General features: G+C 67.8%; 21 protein-coding genes. 19 read left to right on the top strand and 2 right to left on the bottom strand.

Translation table 11 applies throughout. The features are described 5' to 3' along the window. Positions 1–3: 3 nt before the first annotated feature. The 9 genes from ccoO to RUU78_RS07750 are packed head-to-tail and all read left to right on the top strand — an operon-like array spanning position 4 to position 7,263. Positions 4–639 (top strand): cytochrome-c oxidase, cbb3-type subunit II, encoded by a 636-nt coding sequence (ccoO, locus tag RUU78_RS07790; RefSeq protein ID WP_313915310.1) that lies wholly within the window; start codon positions 4–6, stop codon positions 637–639. After that, entirely contained in the window at positions 636–791 is a 156-nt protein-coding gene (locus tag RUU78_RS07785; RefSeq protein ID WP_313915308.1) for a cbb3-type cytochrome c oxidase subunit 3, read from the top strand. Before ccoO ends, RUU78_RS07785 begins: the two co-directional genes overlap by 4 nt. Further along, a complete protein-coding gene (gene ccoP / locus RUU78_RS07780; RefSeq protein WP_313915306.1) occupies positions 788–1,687 on the top strand; it encodes a cytochrome-c oxidase, cbb3-type subunit III in 900 nt (299 codons plus the stop codon). The genes RUU78_RS07785 and ccoP overlap by 4 nt, the downstream gene beginning before the upstream one ends. Continuing rightward, positions 1,684–1,980: a hypothetical protein gene (locus RUU78_RS07775; protein WP_313915304.1), complete on the top strand. Its 297-nt coding sequence runs from the start codon at positions 1,684–1,686 to the stop codon at positions 1,978–1,980. The genes ccoP and RUU78_RS07775 overlap by 4 nt, the downstream gene beginning before the upstream one ends. Then, complete coding sequence (locus tag RUU78_RS07770) at positions 1,977–3,527, top strand: 4Fe-4S dicluster domain-containing protein (RefSeq protein WP_313915302.1); 1,551 nt, start codon at positions 1,977–1,979, stop codon at positions 3,525–3,527. The genes RUU78_RS07775 and RUU78_RS07770 overlap by 4 nt, the downstream gene beginning before the upstream one ends. Beyond that, a complete protein-coding gene (locus RUU78_RS07765) occupies positions 3,524–4,030 on the top strand; it encodes a FixH family protein (RefSeq protein WP_313915300.1) in 507 nt (168 codons plus the stop codon). Before RUU78_RS07770 ends, RUU78_RS07765 begins: the two co-directional genes overlap by 4 nt. Next, the gene (locus RUU78_RS07760) at positions 4,027–6,399 is read left to right on the top strand and encodes a heavy metal translocating P-type ATPase (RefSeq protein ID WP_313915298.1); all 2,373 of its coding nucleotides are present in this window, start codon (positions 4,027–4,029) and stop codon (positions 6,397–6,399) included. Before RUU78_RS07765 ends, RUU78_RS07760 begins: the two co-directional genes overlap by 4 nt. Continuing rightward, on the top strand, positions 6,396–6,554 hold the full coding sequence (gene ccoS, locus RUU78_RS07755; protein ID WP_313915296.1) for a cbb3-type cytochrome oxidase assembly protein CcoS: 159 nt from the start codon (positions 6,396–6,398) through the stop codon (positions 6,552–6,554). The genes RUU78_RS07760 and ccoS overlap by 4 nt, the downstream gene beginning before the upstream one ends. Continuing rightward, on the top strand, positions 6,544–7,263 hold the full coding sequence (locus RUU78_RS07750) for a sulfite exporter TauE/SafE family protein (protein ID WP_313915294.1): 720 nt from the start codon (positions 6,544–6,546) through the stop codon (positions 7,261–7,263). Before ccoS ends, RUU78_RS07750 begins: the two co-directional genes overlap by 11 nt. A gap of 223 nt (positions 7,264–7,486) precedes the next feature. Here the strand turns inward: RUU78_RS07750 and hemN are convergent, their stop codons facing one another. Next, on the bottom strand, positions 7,487–8,890 hold the full coding sequence (hemN, locus tag RUU78_RS07745; RefSeq protein WP_313915291.1) for an oxygen-independent coproporphyrinogen III oxidase: 1,404 nt from the start codon (positions 8,888–8,890) through the stop codon (positions 7,487–7,489). Between the two features lie 331 nt (positions 8,891–9,221). Here hemN and RUU78_RS07740 point away from each other — a divergent pair, with 331 nt between their 5' ends. The 6 genes from RUU78_RS07740 (at position 9,222) to RUU78_RS07715 (ending at position 14,918) form a co-directional block, all read left to right on the top strand. Next, positions 9,222–10,457: an MgtC/SapB family protein gene (locus RUU78_RS07740; protein ID WP_313915289.1), complete on the top strand. Its 1,236-nt coding sequence runs from the start codon at positions 9,222–9,224 to the stop codon at positions 10,455–10,457. A 277-nt stretch (positions 10,458–10,734) separates the two neighbouring features. Continuing rightward, positions 10,735–11,328, top strand: coding sequence for a hypothetical protein (locus RUU78_RS07735; RefSeq protein WP_313915287.1), 594 nt, complete (start codon positions 10,735–10,737; stop codon positions 11,326–11,328). A gap of 81 nt (positions 11,329–11,409) precedes the next feature. Further along, positions 11,410–12,543 (top strand): ABC transporter permease, encoded by a 1,134-nt coding sequence (locus tag RUU78_RS07730; protein ID WP_313915285.1) that lies wholly within the window; start codon positions 11,410–11,412, stop codon positions 12,541–12,543. Next, the gene (locus RUU78_RS07725; RefSeq protein ID WP_313915283.1) at positions 12,540–13,355 is read left to right on the top strand and encodes an ATP-binding cassette domain-containing protein; all 816 of its coding nucleotides are present in this window, start codon (positions 12,540–12,542) and stop codon (positions 13,353–13,355) included. The genes RUU78_RS07730 and RUU78_RS07725 overlap by 4 nt, the downstream gene beginning before the upstream one ends. After that, entirely contained in the window at positions 13,339–14,286 is a 948-nt protein-coding gene (locus tag RUU78_RS07720; RefSeq protein WP_313915281.1) for an MlaD family protein, read from the top strand. The genes RUU78_RS07725 and RUU78_RS07720 overlap by 17 nt, the downstream gene beginning before the upstream one ends. Beyond that, positions 14,283–14,918 carry an ABC-type transport auxiliary lipoprotein family protein gene (locus tag RUU78_RS07715; RefSeq protein WP_313915279.1) on the top strand — a complete coding sequence of 212 codons (636 nt, stop codon included), beginning with the start codon at positions 14,283–14,285 and terminating at the stop codon, positions 14,916–14,918. Before RUU78_RS07720 ends, RUU78_RS07715 begins: the two co-directional genes overlap by 4 nt. Before the next feature lie 317 nt (positions 14,919–15,235). Here the strand turns inward: RUU78_RS07715 and RUU78_RS07710 are convergent, their stop codons facing one another. Continuing rightward, positions 15,236–15,676, bottom strand: coding sequence for a BON domain-containing protein (locus RUU78_RS07710; protein ID WP_313915278.1), 441 nt, complete (start codon positions 15,674–15,676; stop codon positions 15,236–15,238). Positions 15,677–15,915: 239 nt separating this feature from the next. On the opposite strand from RUU78_RS07710, the gene RUU78_RS07705 reads away from it, so the two are divergent. The 4 genes from RUU78_RS07705 (at position 15,916) to RUU78_RS07690 (ending at position 19,494) form a co-directional block, all read left to right on the top strand. Beyond that, positions 15,916–16,740 (top strand): universal stress protein, encoded by an 825-nt coding sequence (locus RUU78_RS07705; protein WP_313915276.1) that lies wholly within the window; start codon positions 15,916–15,918, stop codon positions 16,738–16,740. Positions 16,741–16,771: 31 nt separating this feature from the next. Beyond that, positions 16,772–18,196, top strand: a complete 1,425-nt coding sequence (locus tag RUU78_RS07700) for an MBL fold metallo-hydrolase (protein WP_313915274.1) — start codon at positions 16,772–16,774, stop codon at positions 18,194–18,196. 38 nt (positions 18,197–18,234) lie between these two features. Continuing rightward, positions 18,235–18,813, top strand: a complete 579-nt coding sequence (locus RUU78_RS07695) for a DUF1003 domain-containing protein (RefSeq protein ID WP_313915272.1) — start codon at positions 18,235–18,237, stop codon at positions 18,811–18,813. 99 nt (positions 18,814–18,912) lie between these two features. Beyond that, positions 18,913–19,494, top strand: coding sequence for a GNAT family N-acetyltransferase (locus RUU78_RS07690; protein ID WP_313915270.1), 582 nt, complete (start codon positions 18,913–18,915; stop codon positions 19,492–19,494). Positions 19,495–19,507: the final 13 nt, after the last annotated feature.

Below are 19,507 nucleotides of genomic sequence, written 5' to 3'. Positions count from 1 at the left end.
GCCATGAACGAACATGCCCACGCGCGCATTGAAAAGAACGTCGCGGCCATGGCCGTGCTGATCGCCGTCGCGATCAGCTTCGGCGGTCTGGCCGAGATCGTACCGCTGATGTACCAGGCGGAAACCATAGAACCCCTGCCCGGCGTGAAGCCGTACCCGCCCTTGCAACTGGCCGGGCGCGACGTCTACGTGCGCGAAGGTTGCTACAACTGCCACTCGCAGATGGTCCGCACGCTGCGCTTCGAGACCGAACGCTACGGCCACTATTCCGTCGCCGGTGAATCGGTCTACGACCGGCCGTTCCAGTGGGGCAGCAAGCGCACCGGGCCGGACCTGGCCCGCGTCGGCGGCCGCTATTCGGACGACTGGCACCGCACGCATCTGAACGACCCGCGCAGCGTCGTGCCCGAGTCGAACATGCCGTCCTATTCCTGGCTGGCAGCCGCACCGCTGGATGCCGCACTGATGCAGGACAAATTGCGCGCACTGCGCCGACTGGGCGATCCCTACAGCGACGAGGACATCGCCGCTGCCACGACCGATCTGGCCGGCAAGAGCGAGCTCGATGCGGTTGTCGCCTATCTGCAGGGGCTGGGCCGGCATGCGCCCGGTACCGCCACCAACGGAGCCAAGCCATGAATGCGGGTGTCGTGTCCGGTGTCGTCACCGGTGTGCTGCTGGTGTTGTTCCTCGTTGGCTGGGCGTGGGCCTGGAGCGGGCGCCGGCGTGAGGATTTCGAGGCGGCCGCACGGCTGCCGCTGGTCAATGACCTGCCGGAGCGGCGCCCATGAGCAGCGGATGGTCGTGGTACGTCATCGTACTGGTCGCACTCAACCTGGCCGGTTGCGTCTGGCTGCTGTGGTGGACCGGCAAGAGCCGGCCCGGTGATCCGGGGCCGGAGGACACCAGCCACTGGTGGGATGGCGATCTCACCGAATACAACAAGCCGCTGCCGCGCTGGTGGCTGAACCTGTTCTACCTGACGATCGTGTTCGCTATCGGCTATCTGATCTATTACCCGGGCCTGGGCGCCTGGGCAGGCAGCGGCGGCTGGACCTCCGCACGCGCGCACGACGTGGACAAGGCGGCCGGCGACGCGCGCATCGCGGCGACGTTCGCGCCGTTTGCGGAGCGGCCGCTCGAAGAACTGGCGAAGGATGCGAACGCGCTGCGCCTGGGGCAGTCCATCTTCGCCAACAACTGCGCCGCCTGCCATGGTTCCGATGCACGCGGTGCACGCGGCTTTCCGGATCTGACCGACAGCATCTGGCACTGGGGCGGCAAGCCCGACGACGTGCTCGCGTCGGTGATGAACGGCCGCCAGGCCGTGATGCCGGCGCTTGCCGCGGCCCTCGGTGGCGACAGCGAGATCGACGCGACCGTCGCCTACGTGCGCAGCCTGTCGGGCCAGACCGCCGATGCGGCCCAGGTCGCGACCGGTGCGACGCATTTTGCCGGCCTCTGCGCCGCGTGCCATGGCGCCGACGGCAAGGGTAATGTGCTGATGGGCGCGCCGGACCTCACGGACGCGTATTGGCTCTACGGCGGCGATGCGGCAACGATCCGCGAGACCCTGCTCAAGGGCCGCAACGGCAACATGCCGGCGCACGCGGCGGTGCTGGGGCCGGCGCGGGCGCGCGTGGTAGCCGCCTGGGTCTACAGCCGTTCGCCCGGCACGGCGCAATGAACCTGCCCGGCTCAGTGCAGGACGATCCGGCGCCGCGGCCACTGCTGCAGCGCTGGGGCGCGATCCTGTGGCCCAGCTTCTTCGCTGCGGGCGTCTGCACGACCGTCTTCTTCGCCCTGGTGGATCCGCTGGACTGGCGTGACCTCACCTTTCCCGGCTCGGACCTGGGCCGCGAGTGGGGTTATACCTTGGGATTCTTTGCTTTCTGGACGGCGACGGCCAGCTCGAGCGCGTTCACCTGGCTGCTGCTGCGGCCACGCAGCCGCTTCAATCGCGGGCGTGGCCAGTCGTGAAGCGCACGATCCCGCTGCAACTCAAGGAATCGGCTCCGGCTGCGCTGTATCAGGCCGAAGGCAAGGTCTATCCGCGCGACATCGAGGGGCGTTTCAACACCTTGCGGCGCGTCGCGGTGTTTGTCCTGCTGGGCATCTACTACGGCTTCCCGTGGCTGGAATGGAGCGGGCGCCAGGCGGTGCTGTTCGATCTGCCGGCGCGGCGCTTCTATGTGTTCGGACTGGCGTTCTGGCCACAGGATTTCGTGTTTCTGGCGCTGCTGCTGATTCTCGCCGGCATCTCCCTGTTCTTCTTCACTGCACTTGCCGGGCGCCTGTGGTGCGGCTACGCCTGTCCGCAGACCGTGTGGACCGAAGTCTTCGTGTGGGTGGAGCGCCGGTTCGAAGGCGACCGCGCGCGGCGCATGAAACTGGATGCGGCGCCATGGACGCCGGAAAAATTCCTGCGCAAGGGATCCAAGCATCTCGCCTGGATCGTGCTGGCCGCCTGGACCGGGTTCACCTTCGTCGGATTCTTCACGCCGATCCGTGATCTCGCCGTGCGCCTTCCGACCTTGCAGTGGAGCGGCTGGGAAACCTTCTGGGTGCTGTTCTACGGCTTTGCCACCTGGGGCAACGCCGGCATCCTGCGCGAGCAGGTGTGCAAGTACATGTGCCCCTACGCACGCTTCCAGGGCGCGATGTTCGATCGCGACAGCCTGATCATCGCCTACGACCTGCGCCGCGGTGAAGCGCGCGGCGCGCGCCGCCGCGGCCTGGGCAGCGTGGCGGAGCGTGCGCGCGGCCTGCTGTCGCTGGCCACGGCCGAGCGCTGGATCGCCCACGCCCTGTCGCCGACGGACGCCGCTCCCGGCGCCGTGCGGCGCAGCACCGGTGCGTTCGACGACTACGCGCGCGAAGCAGAGACTGCAGCGCCGGAATCGGCCGACCTGGGCGACTGCATCGACTGCAGCTGGTGCGTGCAGGTCTGCCCGGTCGGCATCGACATCCGCAACGGCCTGCAGTACGAGTGCATCGCCTGCGGCGCCTGCATCGACGCTTGCGACCAGATCATGGATCGCGTGGGCTATCCGCGCGGCCTGGTCCGCTACACCACGCAAAACGCGCTGGACGGCAAGCCGGCCCGCGTACTGCGGCCGCGCATCGTGATCTACGGACTCCTGCTGATGGGCCTTGCGGCGGGCTGGGCCTGGGGTGTCACCCATCGCGCCAGCCTGGGCGTCGAAGTGCTGCGCGACCGCAATGCGCTGTACCGCGTCGCCAGCGACGGTCACGTCGAAAACGCCTACACGCTGAAGCTGATCAACAAGAGCTCCACGGCGCAAAGCTATCGGATCGATGTCGCCGGCACCGATGGGCCGCAGCTGCGTGGCGGCCCGCTGCGCGTCGAACTCGCCGCGGAAAGCCTGCAGACGGTCGCCGTGACCCTGGCCGCGCCCGCCGCCTGGGCACACGGCCGGCGCGACGTGCAACTGGTGATCGACAACCCGGCCACGTCATCCCGGCAAAGCCGCGTCGACACCTCCTTCTTCGGTCCTGTGCCATGAATGAACTGACAGTTGCCCGCGCCGCCTGGCGCGAACCCATGGTGTGGTTGGTGGTCGCACTGCCCGCGCTTGGCGTACTGGCGGGCGTGCTGATCGTCGTCGCCGCGCTGCGCAGCGGCGGTGCCGATGCGCTGAGTACCGATGTGCGCCGGACCGGGCAGATCCAGCAGGAAAACCTCGCTCCCGACCTGGCCGCGGCCAAGGCCGGCCTGGTCGGCCAGCTGCACCTCGACGCGGACGGCGGCGTGCGTCTGGACCTGTCCGGCGACGCGCCGGTGACGGACGCAACGCTGCAATTGCGCCTTATCCACACGAGTGAAGCGCGGCGCGATCGCGACGTCGTGCTGCGGCGCGAGGACGGGCAATGGCGTGGCCGGCTCGACGCCTCGACCGACACCGGCTGGACCCTGCGCCTGCAGCCAGTCGATGGCCGCTGGCGCCTGGCAGGGCGCCTTCCGGCCGGTGCCGTAGCCGCCCCCTTGCAGGCGCTGTGGCAACCATGAACACCGCGGCCGGCGCCTGCTTTCATTGCGGGGAAGCGCTGCCGGCGCAACCGCCACGCATGGTGGTCGACGACGTCCCGCGTGACTTCTGCTGCCCGGGCTGCGCCACCGCGGCGCAATGGATTCGCGACGCAGGCCTTGCGCAGTATTACACCTTGCGACAAAGCAACCCCGCCCGGTCGACCGAATCCGGCGACGACTTCGCCGAGTGGTTGCATCCGGACATTGTTTCGGCGCATGTGCAGGCCGTAGCCGGTGGACTGGAGATCACCGTGGCGGTGCGCGAGCTGCGCTGCGCCGCCTGCGCCTGGCTGATCGATCGCTTCCTGGTACGGTTGGATGCGTCCGTCGACGTCAGCGCGAATGCCGCCACCAGCCGCGTCCGCCTGCGCTGGAATCCGCAGCGCATCGCCCTGCCCGTGCTGCTGCAACAGATGGCCGCACTGGGTTTCGCCCCGACGCTGGCCGGTTCGCCCGCTCAGCAACGCGAAGAACAGCGCCAGCATCGGCGCGAGCTGCTGCGCCTGGGCGTGGCCGGACTCGGCGCAATGCAGGCCATGATGTTCGCCGAAGCGCTGTACCTGGACACGGCCGGCCAGATGGCGCCGGCGACGCGCGATTTTCTGCGCTGGACGGCGGTGCTGCTGTCCACGCCGGTGGTGTTTTACGCGGGCTGGCCTTTCATCGCGGGCCTGCTGCGCGATCTGCGCCGCGGCGCGCTGAGCATGGACCTGCTCGCCGGCAGCGCCATCCTGCTGGCCTACGCGGCGAGCCTGATCGAGACCCTGCGCGGCGGCGCCCATATCTGGATCGACGCTGCGGTGATGTTCGTCTTCCTGCTGCTTGCCGCACGCCAGCTCGAAGCCTGGGCACGCCGTCGCGCGCGGGCGCGGACGGAAGCGCTGGCGCAGGCCGTGCCGGCGTTCGCCAGCCGCGAAGGCAGTGACGGCAGCACGCAGCGCGTGCCGGTCACGCAGGTCCGCGCCGGCGATGTGCTGCGCGTCGCTGCGGGCGAAGCACTGCCGGCCGACGGCGTGCTGCTGGATGCGCCCGCGGCGCTGGACGAGTCCCTGCTCAGCGGCGAAGCACTGCCACAGCGGCGCGAGCCCGGCGAGCGCGTGCTGGCCGGCAGCAGCTGCGGCGATGCGCCGCTGCGCCTGCGCGTGAGCCAGGCCGGTGCGGCGACGCAGCTCGCCGCGCTGGTGCGTCTCGTCGACCAGGCCCAGGCGCAGCGGCCGCAGCTCGCGCGACTGGCGGATCGCGTCGCGGCATGGTTCATCGGCGGCCTGCTGGCGGCTGCGGCCCTCACGTTTGTGCTGTGGTGGCCGACGGATCCGACGCGCGCGTTTGAGATCATGCTTGCCGTGCTGGTCGTCAGTTGCCCCTGCGCGCTGTCGCTGGCGGTGCCGGCGGCGCTGGCCGCGGCCCAGGACAGCCTGGCCCGGCTTGGCGTGCTGGTCCTGCGCGCCGATGCGCTGGACACCCTGGCCCGGGTCGATGTGCTGCTGCTGGACAAGACCGGCACATTGACGACGTCGAAGTCGCAATTGCGAGAAGTATCACTTTATTCATCGCACGATCGCGCGCAGGTGCTGCAGCTCGCCTCGGCGTTGCAGGCCGGCGCCACGCATCCGCTGGCCGCGGCCTTCGCCGAGGCCGCGAACGAGCCGCTGGCCGTCAGCGACTGGCGCCGCGTCGCCGGTCAGGGCGTGCAGGCCAGCTTCGCTGGCCATTCCTATCGCCTGGGACGCGCCGAATTCGCCGTCGGCGGCGCCGACGACGGCGCGGTCTGGCTCGGCGACGGGCGCAAGCCGTTCGCGCGTTTCGGCATAGGCCAGCACCTGCGCGCCGACGCCGCGGCGATGGCGCAGGCCCTGCGCGCCCAGGGCGTGCAGCTTGAGCTGGCCAGTGGCGATGCCGCTGCGGCCGTGGCTGAAATCGCTGAGGCATTGGGCATCGCCCAGTTCCGCGCACGCCAGTCCCCGCCGGATAAGCTGGCGCGGGCGCGCGAACTGCAGGCCCAGGGCCGCGTCGTGGCGATGCTCGGTGACGGCATCAACGATGCGCCGGTGCTGGCCGGTGCGAATGTCTCGTTCGCGTTTGCCGAGGGCGCCGTGACCACGCACCGCGCGGCCGACTTCCTGCTCACCGGCAGCAGTCTGCTGCGCGTCCCCGAAGCCATCGCCATCGCACGCCGCACACGCCGCATCGTGCGCCAGAACCTGGCCTGGGCGCTGGCCTACAACGCGCTGGCCCTACCCTTCGCGGCGGCCGGCTGGATCGCCCCGGGACTCGCGGCCCTGGGCATGACCACCTCGTCGCTGCTGGTGGTGCTCAACGCGCTGCGCCTGCGCCGGGTGAAGACATGACGATGCTGCTCCTGCTGGTTCCCATCAGCGTGCTGCTGCTCGGTGCCGCGATCGGCGCATTTGTCTGGGCCGTGCGCGGTGGCCAGTTCGATGACCTGGACACGGCACCGCTGCAGATACTCGCCGACGACCCGAATCCGTCCGATGCCGATTGACTGGGTCGCCCTGTCGGCGGCGCTGCTCAGCGGTCTGGCCGGCAGCGTGCATTGCATCGCCATGTGCGGCGGCATCGCGACCGGGCTCGGCTCGCTCGCGGGCCAGGGCAGACCCGATCTCGCCGCCGCTACACGCATCAATATCGGGCGCGTGGGCGGTTACGTGCTGGCCGGCGCCCTGGTCGGTGCGTTTGGCAGCGGTCTGCTGCGCTGGGCGCCGCAGGCCGGCCTGGGTTTGCGCATCGCCCTTGGCGCGGCGCTGATACTCGTCGCGCTGCGCCTGCTCGACAGCGGCCGCCGCCTCGCCGTGCTGCATCGCACGGGCGCGCACCTGTGGCAGTGGCTTGCACCGCTGCGGCGCCACCTGCTGCCGGCCACGACCCCGCTGCGGCAACTCGGACTGGGCATGATCTGGGGCTGGATGCCCTGCGGCCTGAGCACGGCGCTGCTGTTCACCGCCTGGCTGCAGGCCGATACGCTGCAGGCCGCGCTGCTGATGCTGGCCTTCGGCCTGGGCACGCTACCGGCGATGCTGCCGTTGAGCTACAGCGGCCAGCGCCTGGGCCGACTGCTGGCCGCGCCGGCCTGGCGCCGCGCCAGTGGTGTCGGCGTACTACTCGCCGGTGTGCTGACCATGGCGGCACCGTGGCTGATGCACGTGCCCGCACTGCACGGGTTGCTCGCGGGACTGGGCTGCCGGACGAGTTGAACCGGGGACGTTCTGAGCAAGTCCCGGCACTACCGCTGCTGTACTCGGCACCCGTGTACTCAGCACCCGATGTCCAAACCCCGCCAGACGCCTGCTGCGCAGGCCGTTGGCCGGCCGGCCCGTCGGGCATTCATGGCGTTCAGCACCTGCGGTGCGGGGCGATGACGCTTCACCCGGCCCGCCGGGCCGTTCAGCGTCGCGTGCTACGTCACGCCCAGCACGGTCAACGTGCGGCGCGCACCAGCGGCAGCACGGTATCGAGCGCACCGTCGTGGTTGTCGAAACACCGCGCGATGACCCGCAGCAGGAAACGCCCGGTCGGCGTGACCGTGATCAGGCCAGGCTGCAGCCGGACGAGGTCCTGCGCAGCCAGTGGCGCGAGCTGTGCCAGCGTCGCGGCGAAGGTCGTGTCGAAATCGATCCGGTGGCGCGCGCCGAAAGCCGCGGTATCCAGGCGTGCGTGGCACATGATCTGCTGAATCGCGTCGCCGCGGATCACGTCATCCGGGCTTAGGTTCAGCCCGCGTGCCAGCGGCAGGCGGCCGGCGTCGAGTGCGGCGCAATAGCCGGCGAGCTCGCGCTCGTTCTGGCTGTAGCTGGTGCCGATATGCGAGATCGCGCTGACGCCCAGGCCGATGAGGTCGCAGGCCGCATGCGTGGAATAGCCCTGGAAATTGCGCTGCAGCTGGCCCTGCTGCTGAGCGGCGACGAGGGCATCGCTGCGGCGGGCGAAATGGTCCAGCCCGATGTACAAATAGCCGGCCTCGCCCAGTGCCTCGACCGCGCGGCCCAGCAGCGCATTGCGCGTCTGCCCGTCGGGCAGGTCTTCACTCCTGATGCGTCGCTGGGCGCGGAAGCGCTCCGGCATGTGCGCGTAGCCGTAGACGGCGATGCGATCCGGCGCCAGCGCGATGACCTGGCGCAGGGTTTCGCTGAAGCCCTCGACGGTTTGCAGCGGTAGCCCGTAGATCAGGTCGATGCTGACGGAGTGCATGCCGACAGCGCGCGCCGCTTCGACCACGTTGCGCGTCTGTTCGAGGCTCTGCAGGCGATTCACGGCCTGCTGCACGCTGGGATCGAAATCCTGCACGCCCAGCGAAACGCGGTTGAAGCCGAGTCCGGCCAGCGTGTGCACGTAATCCGCATCGGCGCTGCGCGGGTCCAGCTCCATACCGGCTTCGAGACGACTGCCGTCGGCCAGGTTGAACTGCTCGCGCAGGCAGCGCAGGAGCCGTTCCAGTTGCGCGGCACTCAGCAGATTGGGCGTACCGCCGCCGAAATGCAGCTGGAGCACTTCGCGGTCGCGATCGAACAGCGGCGCGGTCAGACCGGCCTCGCGCTGCAGATAGGACACGTAGGACTCGCTTCGGGCCGGATCGCGGCTGACGACGCGCATGCAGCCGCAATAGAAACACGGCGAAAGGCAGAAAGGCACATGTACATACAGCGACAAGGGTCGCGGAATCGGATCACTGTTGCTGTGCTGCACGGCGTCCGCATAGTCGGCAGGGCCGAACTGCGGCGTGAACGCCGTGGCCGGCGGATACGAGGTATAGCGCGGGCCGGGCCGGTCATAGCGGGCGAGCAGCGCGGCGTCGAAAGTCGTGGTGGCAGTTTGCGTGTTCATGCGCGCACGATGCGGCAATGGCCGGGCGTTCGCCTTGATCCGGATCAAGCGGCCGACACGGACGGATTCGCGTCAGCACCGGGGACCAGCGGATGCAGGACCCGAGGCCGACGGGTGAACGTAACTGCGCCAGGCTACGCCTCGGCGCGGCACTGTGCGATCGTAGGCAACGCGGTGCCGGCGTTGCGACCGGTCTCCGCGAGTACATGACCGTGATTCTGCACATCGCGTCATGCGCGCTTGATACGGATCAACACGCGACGCCCGTTCACCCGCTAGCAATGAAGTTCCTTCGCCTTTGTACCGCATCACGGTTCGGACCACGCCCACGATGAATGGAGAACTCCTGCCCGGACTCGCCGCCGCCCTTGGTGGAGGACTGTTGCTGGGCATTGAACGCGAGCGACGCAATTCGATGAATGGCGCGGCCAACCGGGCCGGTGTCCGCACGTTCACCACCGCGGCACTGATCGGCGCCTGCTGCATGCTGCTCAACGACGTGGCGGTCGCCATCGGTGGACTGGCCACGGCCGCATTGGCGCTGTCTGCCTATGTCCGTCAGGAGGACGACGACGCCAGTCTGACCACCCCGCTGGCCATGCTCGCGACGTTTTTTCTCGGCGCGTTATCGTTGAAGGATCCGAAGCTCGGCGCCGGGCTCGCGGTTGCGCTGGCCATGCTGCTGCATAGCGAGGAAGCGCTGCACCACTTCGCGCTGCGCGTACTCGACGCACGCGAACTGAGCGATGTGATGCTGTTGGCCACGTCGCTGCTGATCGTATTGCCGCTGCTGCCCGACCACCCGGTCGATCCGTGGTCGGCGGTGAATCCACGCCAGGTCTGGCTGATTGCAGTGCTGGTCATTGCCATCAATGCCGCCGGCCACGTCGCGCTGCGCGCGATGGGCGCACGACTGGGTCTCGCGATCGTGGGACTGCTGGGCGGTTTCGTGTCCAGTGCCGCCACCGTCGCCGTGATGGGGCAGCGCGCGCGCACGGATGCGCAGCACCTCCAGGTTTGCGTTGCCGCGGCATTGTTTTCCTGCGTGGCCACCGTGGTGCAGCTCGCCCTCGTGATCGGACTCGTGTCCATGGACATGCTGCGGCATCTGGCGCTGCCCCTGATCGCGACCGCCATGACGACAGCCGGCATCGCGGGGTTTCATGCCTGGCGAGGACGGGATGGCGTTCCGGGCGAACTGCCACCGACGCTGGCGAGTCACTTCGCCCTGCCCCATGCCCTGCTGTTTGCCGGAATCGTAGCGCTCTCGCTGCTGTTTTCCAGTTGGCTACGCGAATGGCTCGGCGACGCCGGCGTGATGGCGACGGCCGCCGTGACCGGACTCGTCGACGTGCATGCTGCGGCGATCGGCGTTGCCAAGCTGGTCAGCGACGCCCACGTGCCATCGTCAACAGCCAGCTATGCCCTGGCGGTGGCGTTCAGTGCCAACTCGCTGATGAAATGCATTGCGGCCGGCGTCGGCGGGACGCGCTACGCCCTGCAGGTGGCCGGCGGCGTCATTGCCATCAACGCGACATTGGTGTCGGCGATCTGGTGGTGGGGCTGACCGCAAAGCCCGTCGACATACCGCTGACAAAGTGCCGACCGCTTTGCCGCAGCAGCGGCAGTGGTGAGGACACGCCAGACATGTTTGCCCATGCAACGGTCCCCGCAGCCATCGCTGGCCGCAGCGGTGAGGGTCCCTGTTCCTTGCCCGCCTCATATCGCGCGGTCGCGCGGCCAGTCATCGGCATACCGTATCGGATTCGCAGGTGATCTGGCTCAAGCCAGACCTTCGCGAACCCCGAATACTGCAACGGCTGATACCTCCCCGGAGCTGCGCTGTGAATCCCACGATTGCCGACCTGATCCAGCGCATCCGTACCATGGAAGAAGAACTCGCGGTGCAGCTCGCCCTGGCCCAGGCGGATCTTCACGTGCATGTCGTGGACGGCAAGATCGCCTTTGAACAGGCGGTGCAACGCCGCCACCGCGCGATGAAATCACACCTTCTGCGCTATGTGCTCGGCGCACGCGCGCTGATCGCGTTGACCGCCCCCGTGATCTACGCGCTGATCATCCCCTTCCTGCTGCTCGATGCGTTCGTCAGCCTCTACCAGGCCATTTGCTTTCCGGTCTATGGCATCGCGAAAGTACGGCGGCGCGATTACCTGATCTTCGACCGGCGCTATCTGGGCTACCTCAACTTTCTGGAAAAACTCAATTGTGCCTATTGCTCGTATGCCAACGGCCTGGTCGCCTACGTACGGGAGATCGGCGCGCGAACGGAGCAGTATTGGTGTCCGATCAAACACGCGCGCAAGCTCGCGGCCGCCCATCCGCGCTATGCGGATTTCGTCGACTATGGCGACGCCGAGGCGTGGCGTAGCGAGACGGACGCGCTGCGTCATCGGCTGCGCAGCATCCGCAAGGACTGAAGCGGGTCCGGGTTGACCTGGATCACTGCCCCGCTACCGGGGCTGCGCGAAGCTCGCTGCCAGTCGACGGGAACTCGCCTCATGGCGCAGAAGGCAACAGTCAGCTGGATCCGGACAAACGGCCGCGCCACACTGGCGATGGCAGGCGACTGGACCCTCGCCAACGCTCAGGATCTCGCGCCCGCCGTAGCCGGTGCCGCAGCCATGCGGCCCGGTGATCCCTGCCTGATCGACGCGCATCGGCTTACTGCACTCGACACCACTGGCGCCCTGCTCCTGCTGCGCGCCCTTGGCGATACCCCGCCGTCGTTCTCCGCCGCCGACGTGCAGGGCATGAATCCCGCGAACATGGCTCTCCTGCGGCTCGTCTCCGCGCGGCACGGTCAATTGGCGCCTGCCCGCCCGGTCCATGCGAGCTTCGTGCGATTGCTGGAACGCATCGGCGGCGGCATCGTGAATGCCTGGCACCAGGCCCGCGAACTGCTGGGGTTCGTCGGCATGATGCTGGCGACACTCGGCAAGGTGTTATCCGGCCATCGCCGCCTGCGCCTGACGGCCACGGTCTTCCACATGGAGCAGACGGGCCTCGACGCCGTGCCCATCGTCACACTGCTGTCGTTCCTCGTCGGCGCCGTCGTCGCGTTCCTGGGCGCGACGGTGCTGCGCGATTTCGGCGCGGAAGTCTTCACGGTCGAACTGGTGTCCTATTCGTTCCTGCGCGAATTCGGCGTCCTGCTGACGGCAATCCTGATTGCCGGCCGTTCGGGCAGCGCCTTCACCGCGCAGATCGGTTCGATGAAAAGTCGCGAGGAACTCGATGCGATCCAGGCCCTGGGCCTCGATCCGATCGAACTCCTCGTGATCCCGCGCCTGCTCGCCCTGCTGGTCATGCTGCCGGCGCTCACGTTTCTCGGCATGCTGGCGGGACTCGTCGGCGGCGGACTCGTCGGCGTGCTGGCGCTCGATTTCACGCCGGCGATGTTCATCGGCCGCCTGCATGAGATGACCGAGCTGCGCCACTTCTGGGTCGGCATGGCGAAAGCGCCGGTCTTCGCGTTCCTGATCGCCGCGGTCGGCTGCCTCGAAGGCTTCAAGGTCGAGGGCAGCGCCGAATCCGTCGGCCGGCATACCACCGCTTCCGTCGTGCAGTCGATTTTCCTGGTGATCGTATTCGACGCCGCGTTCGCCATATTTTTCATGGAACTGCAGGTATGAGCGCCGATGTCCTGATCGAGGTACGCGGCCTGCGCAGCGTGTTCGGTACCCAGGTAGTGCACGATGCGCTCGACCTCGACGTGCACCGCGGCGAGATCCTCGGCGTGATCGGTGGCTCAGGCGCGGGCAAATCGGTGCTGCTGCGCTCGATCGCGGGCCTCAAGGATCCCGACGGCGGCAGCATCCGGTTTCTCGGCCAGGACACGACCCATCTGCGCGCCGAAGACCGCCGTGCCATCGACCGTCGCTTTGGGCTGATGTTCCAGGACGGCGCGTTGTTCTCATCGCTCACCGTGCTCGAGAACGTCGAACTGCCGCTCGTCGAGTTCCATCATCTTCCGCCCGACCTGGTGAAGGACATCGCGCTGCTCAAGATCGCGCTGACCGGCCTGCCGCTGGACGCCGCCGCCAAGTATCCGGCACAGCTGTCCGGCGGCATGCGCAAGCGCGCGGGGCTTGCGCGTGCGCTGGTGCTCGATCCCGAAATCCTGTTTCTCGACGAACCGACTTCGGGCCTCGACCCGGTCGGCGCCGCAGCGTTCGACGAACTCATCCTGACCTTGCGCAACGCGCTGGACCTGACCGTATTTCTGGTCACGCACGACCTCGACAGCCTGTACTCGCTCTGCGACCGCGTCGCCGTGCTGTCGGATCGGCATGTCGTCGTCGCTGATCGGATCGCTGCGGTCGAAAACCACCCCGATCCGTGGATACAAGCCTGCTTCCGCGGGCCGCGCGCGCGCGGTGCCCGTGCCCATCAGCCGGCCCCGGCCGCTGCGATCGCTGGAGGAAACGATGGAAACTCGCGCTAGCTACGTACTCATCGGCGCCTTCGCCCTCGCCGTGTTCGTCGCGGCGTTCGGTTTTGTGCTGTGGCTCGGCAAGCTGTCGCTCGAACGGGAGTGGGTCTACTACGACATCGTGTTCGAGGAAGCGGTGACCGGCCTCACCGTCGGCGGCGCCGTGCAGTACAACGGAATCCAGGTCGGGGAAGTGCGCAAGCTCTCCTTGGCACCGGACGATCCGCGCAAGGTCATCGCACACGTCCGCCTCAACGGCGGCACGCCGGTGAAAACCGATACGCATGCGCGCCTGAACATCGTGGGCCTCACGGGCGTGACCGTGATCCAGCTTTCCGGCGGCACGCCGGGCGCCGCAGCGCTGATGCCGGCGCCGGGCGAGGCCGTCGCCCACATCGTTGCCGACGTCTCGGCGATGCAGTCGCTGCTGGCCTCCGGCCAGGACGTCGCCGTGAGCGCGAATGAATCACTGGTGCGTCTCAACCTGCTGTTGTCCGACGCCAACCTGGAGCACGTGGCGGCCGCCCTCGGCAGTATCGACGAGGTGACGCGGTCGCTCGCCGCGCAACGCGGAGACCTGCATTCACTGGTGACCGACATCAGCGATGCGAGCAGACAACTGAAGCAGAGTCTGCAGCGTATCGATCGCGTGACGGCGTCGACGGACGCCCTGCTCCACGAGCGCGTGCAGCCCCTGCTGGACGATGCGCACAGCTGGCTGATTTCGGCGCAACGGACCACCGATGCAGCCACTGCGCTTCTCGACCGCAACCGCGAACCCATCGAGCGCTTCACGACCAATGGCCTGGCACAGCTGGCGCCGACGCTGATCGAATTGCGTGCGACGCTGCGCGCGCTGCGTTCCACCTCAGGGCAGCTGCAGGACGATCCCGCCGGTTATCTGATCGGCCGCGAGCGGCCGAAGGAGTTCCAGCCGAAATGAATCACTACAAATATGGACTAGTCGTTTTTGCAGCACTGCTGACCGGCGGCTGCTCGCTGCTCGCGCGGCCCGGCGAAGGCGTGACGCTCTACGCACCGGCCCTGTCGCCCCCGATGGCATCTACCCGTAGTGCAGACACCCAGGAACGGCGCTGGCAGATCGCCGTCGCCGAACCGCAGGCGCCCGCGCCGCTGCTGGGCACCCGCATCCTCGTTTCGCCGCAGCCGGGACATATCGAGGTCTATCGCGACGCGCGCTGGCAGGACGCACCGGCCACGCTGCTGAAGGCGCTCATCATCCAGGCGCTCCATGAAGCCGGTGCCGCGGGCGCGGCCGACAGCGCAAGTCTTCAACACACCGATTTTCTGCTGGAATCGGACCTGGTCCGTTTTCAGGCGGAATATCGCGACGCCGCCGTACCGTCGGTCTCGGTCGGCCTCTACCTGCGCCTGATTCGTGTTGCCGACGGACAGCTCGCCGCGGCGCGCGCGTTCTCCGTCGAGGAACCGGCGACCAGCGGCGCGGTGCCGGTAGTCTTCGAGGCCTTCGAGCGAGCCATCGATCGTCTCGTTCGGGACGGCGCCGCGTGGACAGTCGCTGCCGGCGACCGCGCATCGGAACCGCAACGTTGATCCGCTCCGGCGGCCACGAGGTCAGGCTGCGCAGAACATCCGGCAGCAGGTCCGCGGCGCAGTCTTCCTGCCGCATCGAGCGGCAGCCAGCCTGCGATGCGCCATTGCGCTCAGCCGTTCAGTTCGGCAGATCATGGATGTCGTCGCACGGCGCGTAGCAACTCGGCATGACAGCGGGCGTCTGCCGCGCCACGCGGTTCCGTCGCGGCGATCGACATTCTGGTGATCGGCCGTGGCCGCGCCTCATGCAATCCTGCGGATCATCTGCGGCCCGAATCGACGCCGCCAGCAAGCGCATGGCGGCAACACGCAGACATTCAGGCAACCTGGAGCTGATCGACCACATCGCGCACGCCGCTGACCGACCAGACGGTGCGCTGGACGGCAAAGCGGTCATCCCAATTGTCGACGGTGCCCGAGATCGTGACGGTTGTGCCGTCCACGGCTATGCCGATCCGATCGGCCTCCAGCTTGACACGCCTCACCAGCGCGCCGGCGATGCGTTGCCTGATGTCGTCCCGGTGGCCGTGCGCAGCGAGTTCGAGCGGGTTGAAAACGCCGCGCTCGTGGCAGGGAATACGCTCGCCGACGTTCTGCGCGATTTCCTCGACACCTCGGACAGGTCCGGCGGCGCGTTCCGGCGCCATCACCGGGGAACAGGACTGGACGCGATCGCCCGACGTGATGGTTGCGTGCTCTTCGGCAAGCCCGGTGCTTTCGGCGTCGGTGCTGGGTTCGAACTCCAGCGCCTCGATCACGTCTTGACGCAGTGGCTTGTCGTCCATCGCAGTTCTCCGGAACAGGTCGGGAATCGCAGGCGCCTTGCTCGGTGTATCCGAAGGCGCCGTGTCAGCGGCTGCCGCCGGCCAGACCACCGTGATCGGGCGCACTGCGGCGCGGTCAATCCTGCCAATGCCTGCGCAGCAGCGCTTGACGTAAATCAACACTGCCTGTCAGGCCCGGCGCTAGCGTGACTCGCCATCCTCGGAGTGACGCCATGAACGACCTGCTTGCGCTTGCAGACCGCCACGATGACTGGGAGGCAAACTTTGGTTTCGCCGCGCGTCTGGCCGTCCATCTCGGCGCGCGCCTGACGGGCCTGAACATCTACCCCACACCGGCCGTCCCCAGCGGTCTCTATGGTGCAGCCGATACGTTCGCGATGATCCTGGAAAGCGTGCGCAAAGCGGAAACGGATGCCTATGCGGCCGGCGATGCGTTCATCGCCTGGGCCAAGGCCCAGGGCGTGCATGCCGCTGCCTGGCAGGTGGCCGAAGGCAATCCGTGGACTGTGCTTCAGCGCCTGGGAAACCGGCACGACCTGCTCGTGATGGCACGCGATGCCGGTGTGGCGGACAGTCACGTTGAGCTTGGCCAGATCCTGCTGCACTGTGGTCTTCCACTCCTGCTGCTGCCGCCGGCCTGGAAAGGCCCGGCGCAGTTCGACTGCATCGCCCTGGCCTGGAACGGGACCGTCGAAGCCCTGCGCGCGATCCACGCCGCCCAGCCGCTGCTGCAGCGCGCGCGCCGCATCGTCATCCTGCGCGGCGAACTGCGTGATACCTACGCGGAGATCGGCTGGCTGCCGCCCTTCGATCTGAACGCCTATCTTGCGTTCCATGGCGTGCAGGCCGAGATGCAAGGCATTGCCGAATCCGGCGACGCCGCGGGGCCCGCCCTGCTCGAGGCCGCGCATCTGCAACGCGCCGACCTGCTCGTGATGGGCGGCTATGGGCGCAGCCGCTTCAGCGAGTGGATGCTCGGCGGAGCGACCCGCCACCTGCTGGGACAGTCCACCCTGCCGCTGCTGCTGCGCCACTGAGCGCGGCAGGGCAAGCCTAGGAAAGCCAGTCATGACCCCGCGAAAATCCGCACGCAAACGCAGCGAATTCCGTCTCACGTTTCTCGGCGCCACCGGCACGGTCACCGGTTCCAAATATCTGGTCGAAGCGGACGGCCGACGCATCCTCGTCGACTGCGGTCTGTTCCAGGGCTACAAGCCGTTGCGACTGCGCAACTGGGCCGAGTTTCCGGTGGATCCAGCCAGCATCGACGCGATCGTGCTGACCCACGCCCATCTGGATCATTCGGGCTACTTGCCGCGCCTGGTCGCGCAGGGCTTCAAGGGAACCGTGTGGGCCACGCGCGCCACGCGTGCCCTGTGCGGAATCCTGTTGCCCGATTCGGCGCGTCTGCTGGAAGAAGATGCCAATCACGCGAACCGCAACGGCTACAGCAAGCATCATCCGGCCGAGCCCCTGTACGACGAAGCCCAGGCACAGCAGGCGTTGCGGCTGATCCGGCCAGCCGCCTGGGAGCGCAGTTTCGAACCCGTGCCCGGGCTGCGCGCACGCCTGCGTCCGCAGGGGCACATCCTCGGCGCCGCCGCGGTCACGCTCGAACACGCCGCCACCCGCATCACCTTCAGCGGCGACATCGGCCGCAGTCACGATCCTGTGATGCCGCCGCCCTCGCCACCGGCGGCGTCGGACTGGATCGTCGTCGAATCGACCTACGGCGATCGCCGTCACGGCGGCGACAATCTGGAGCAGGAGCTGTCGAGCGTATGCCGGCGCGTGCTGGCCCGCGGCGGCGCCATCATCCTGCCCGCATTCGCGGTCGGCCGCGCGCAACTGCTGTTGCTGCTCATCGCGCGCCTGCAGCAGCGCGGCGATCTGCCTCGCGTGCCGCTGTATCTCAACAGCCCCATGGCGGCCGACGTCACCGCCCTGTACGAGCGTTTCGCGGGAGAACACGCCCTGGGCCGCGAGGATTTCGCCCTGCTGCGCGAGCGTGTCCAGATCGTCGGCAGCGCCGACGAGTCGCGCGCACTGAACGCCCGTAGCGGACCGCTGATCGTGGTGTCGGCCAGCGGCATGCTGACCGGCGGACGCGTGCTGCACCATGTGCACGCCTTCGGCCCGGACCCGCGCAATGCGATCGTGCTGGCGGGCTTTCAGGCAGGCGGTACGCGTGGCGCGGCGTTGGCAGGCGGGGCACGCAGCCTGCGCATTCATGGCGAACAGGTCAGCATCAACGCCGAAGTCATCTCGCTGCAGGCGGCCTCCGCCCATGCCGACTCGGACGAACTGATGGCGTGGCTGCGCAGTGCACCGGAACGGCCGCGCGGAGTGTTCATCACCCACGGCGAGCCGGACGCCGCCGATGCCCTGCGCCTGCGCATCAAGCACGAACTGGACTGGCCGGCACACATCCCCGAGTACCGCGACAGCGTCGACCTGCTGGGCTCAGACGCTGCGGCCGTTCCTGTCCGCTGAGGCACATTGCCCGCAGCACCAATTCCCCGGAGTTCCCGATGTCTTCCACACATCCACATTATCTGGACTCCGCCACACGCTGGTTCGGCCGACGCTTCGCCGACCTCGATCACAGCACGCGGCGGGCGCTGACCCACGCCGCGGATCGCCGCGCCATCGCCACGGCCCCCGGCGCGCACGCGGAAGTCGCGGCCAGTTTCGGTGAGCGCATGGCCGACCGCGTCGCGCGCTTCGGCGGTTCGTGGGTCTTCATCGGCTTGTTCTGGCTGTTCCTGATTGGCTGGAGCGTGCTCAACACGCAACTGCCGCGTGCGCTGGCATTCGATCCCTATCCCTTCATCTTTCTCAACCTGATCCTGTCGATGCTCGCAGCGCTGCAGGCCCCCGTGATCATGATGAGCCAGAACCGGCAGGCGGCCAAAGACCGCCAGATGGCCGTCTACGACTACGAAGTCAACGTGAAGGCCGAGATCGAGATCATGGCCTTGCACGACAAGCTGGACGCCCTGCGCAGCGACCATCTGGCGGTACTGCTGCAACAGCAGCAGGCTCAGATCGACCTGCTCACCCGCCTGATCGCAGCGCTACCGGCCGCAGCTGCGCCGGCACCGCGCTGAATCCCGCTTCCACGGCACCGGCATCGAGTTGATCCGCATCAAGTCGGCCCGTGCTGCAAAGCGCATCCTGTTGCTCACGCCCCGCTACCGGAGTCGCTCATGAACCCATCCAGCAACAGCAATGGCACCTCTCCCCCGCAGAACCTGTCAGCCCTGCCGATGAGCGCCGAATCTCCGCAATGGACACACACGTTGCGCAACGGTTCGCAGGTCACCATCCGTCCGCTGGGAAAGGGCGATGCCGCGCTCGAACGCGCGTTCATCGAATCCCTGTCCGCGCAGTCGCGCCGCTTCCGCTTCCTCGGCCAGATCGGCTGCCCCAGCGACGAGATGATCCGTGGGCTGACCGATATCGACTATGTGCGTGATGTTGCATTTGCCGCGATTGCCGACTTCGGCGGCACGGCACGGGAAATCGGTGTCGCCCGCTTCAGCGTTTCCAAAGACGGACAGTCCTGCGAAGCTGCGGTCGCCGTCAGCGACGACTACCACGGCCAGGGCCTGGGCACGCTGCTGATGAACCACCTGATCGACATCGCGCGTGAGCGCGGCATCGACGAAATGATTTCGCTGGATTCGGCCGAGAACTTTGCCATGCGCGATCTGGCCGAATCGCTGGGCTTCCGGCGCGAGCCGGACCCCGATGACGGCGCGCAGGTCATACACCGGCTGAAGCTTTGACGGAAGGCGGACG

Source organism: Tahibacter sp. (assembly GCF_032229445.1).
Taxonomy (GTDB): domain Bacteria; phylum Pseudomonadota; class Gammaproteobacteria; order Xanthomonadales; family Rhodanobacteraceae; genus Tahibacter.
This window is presented reverse-complemented; position numbering and strand designations above follow the sequence as displayed.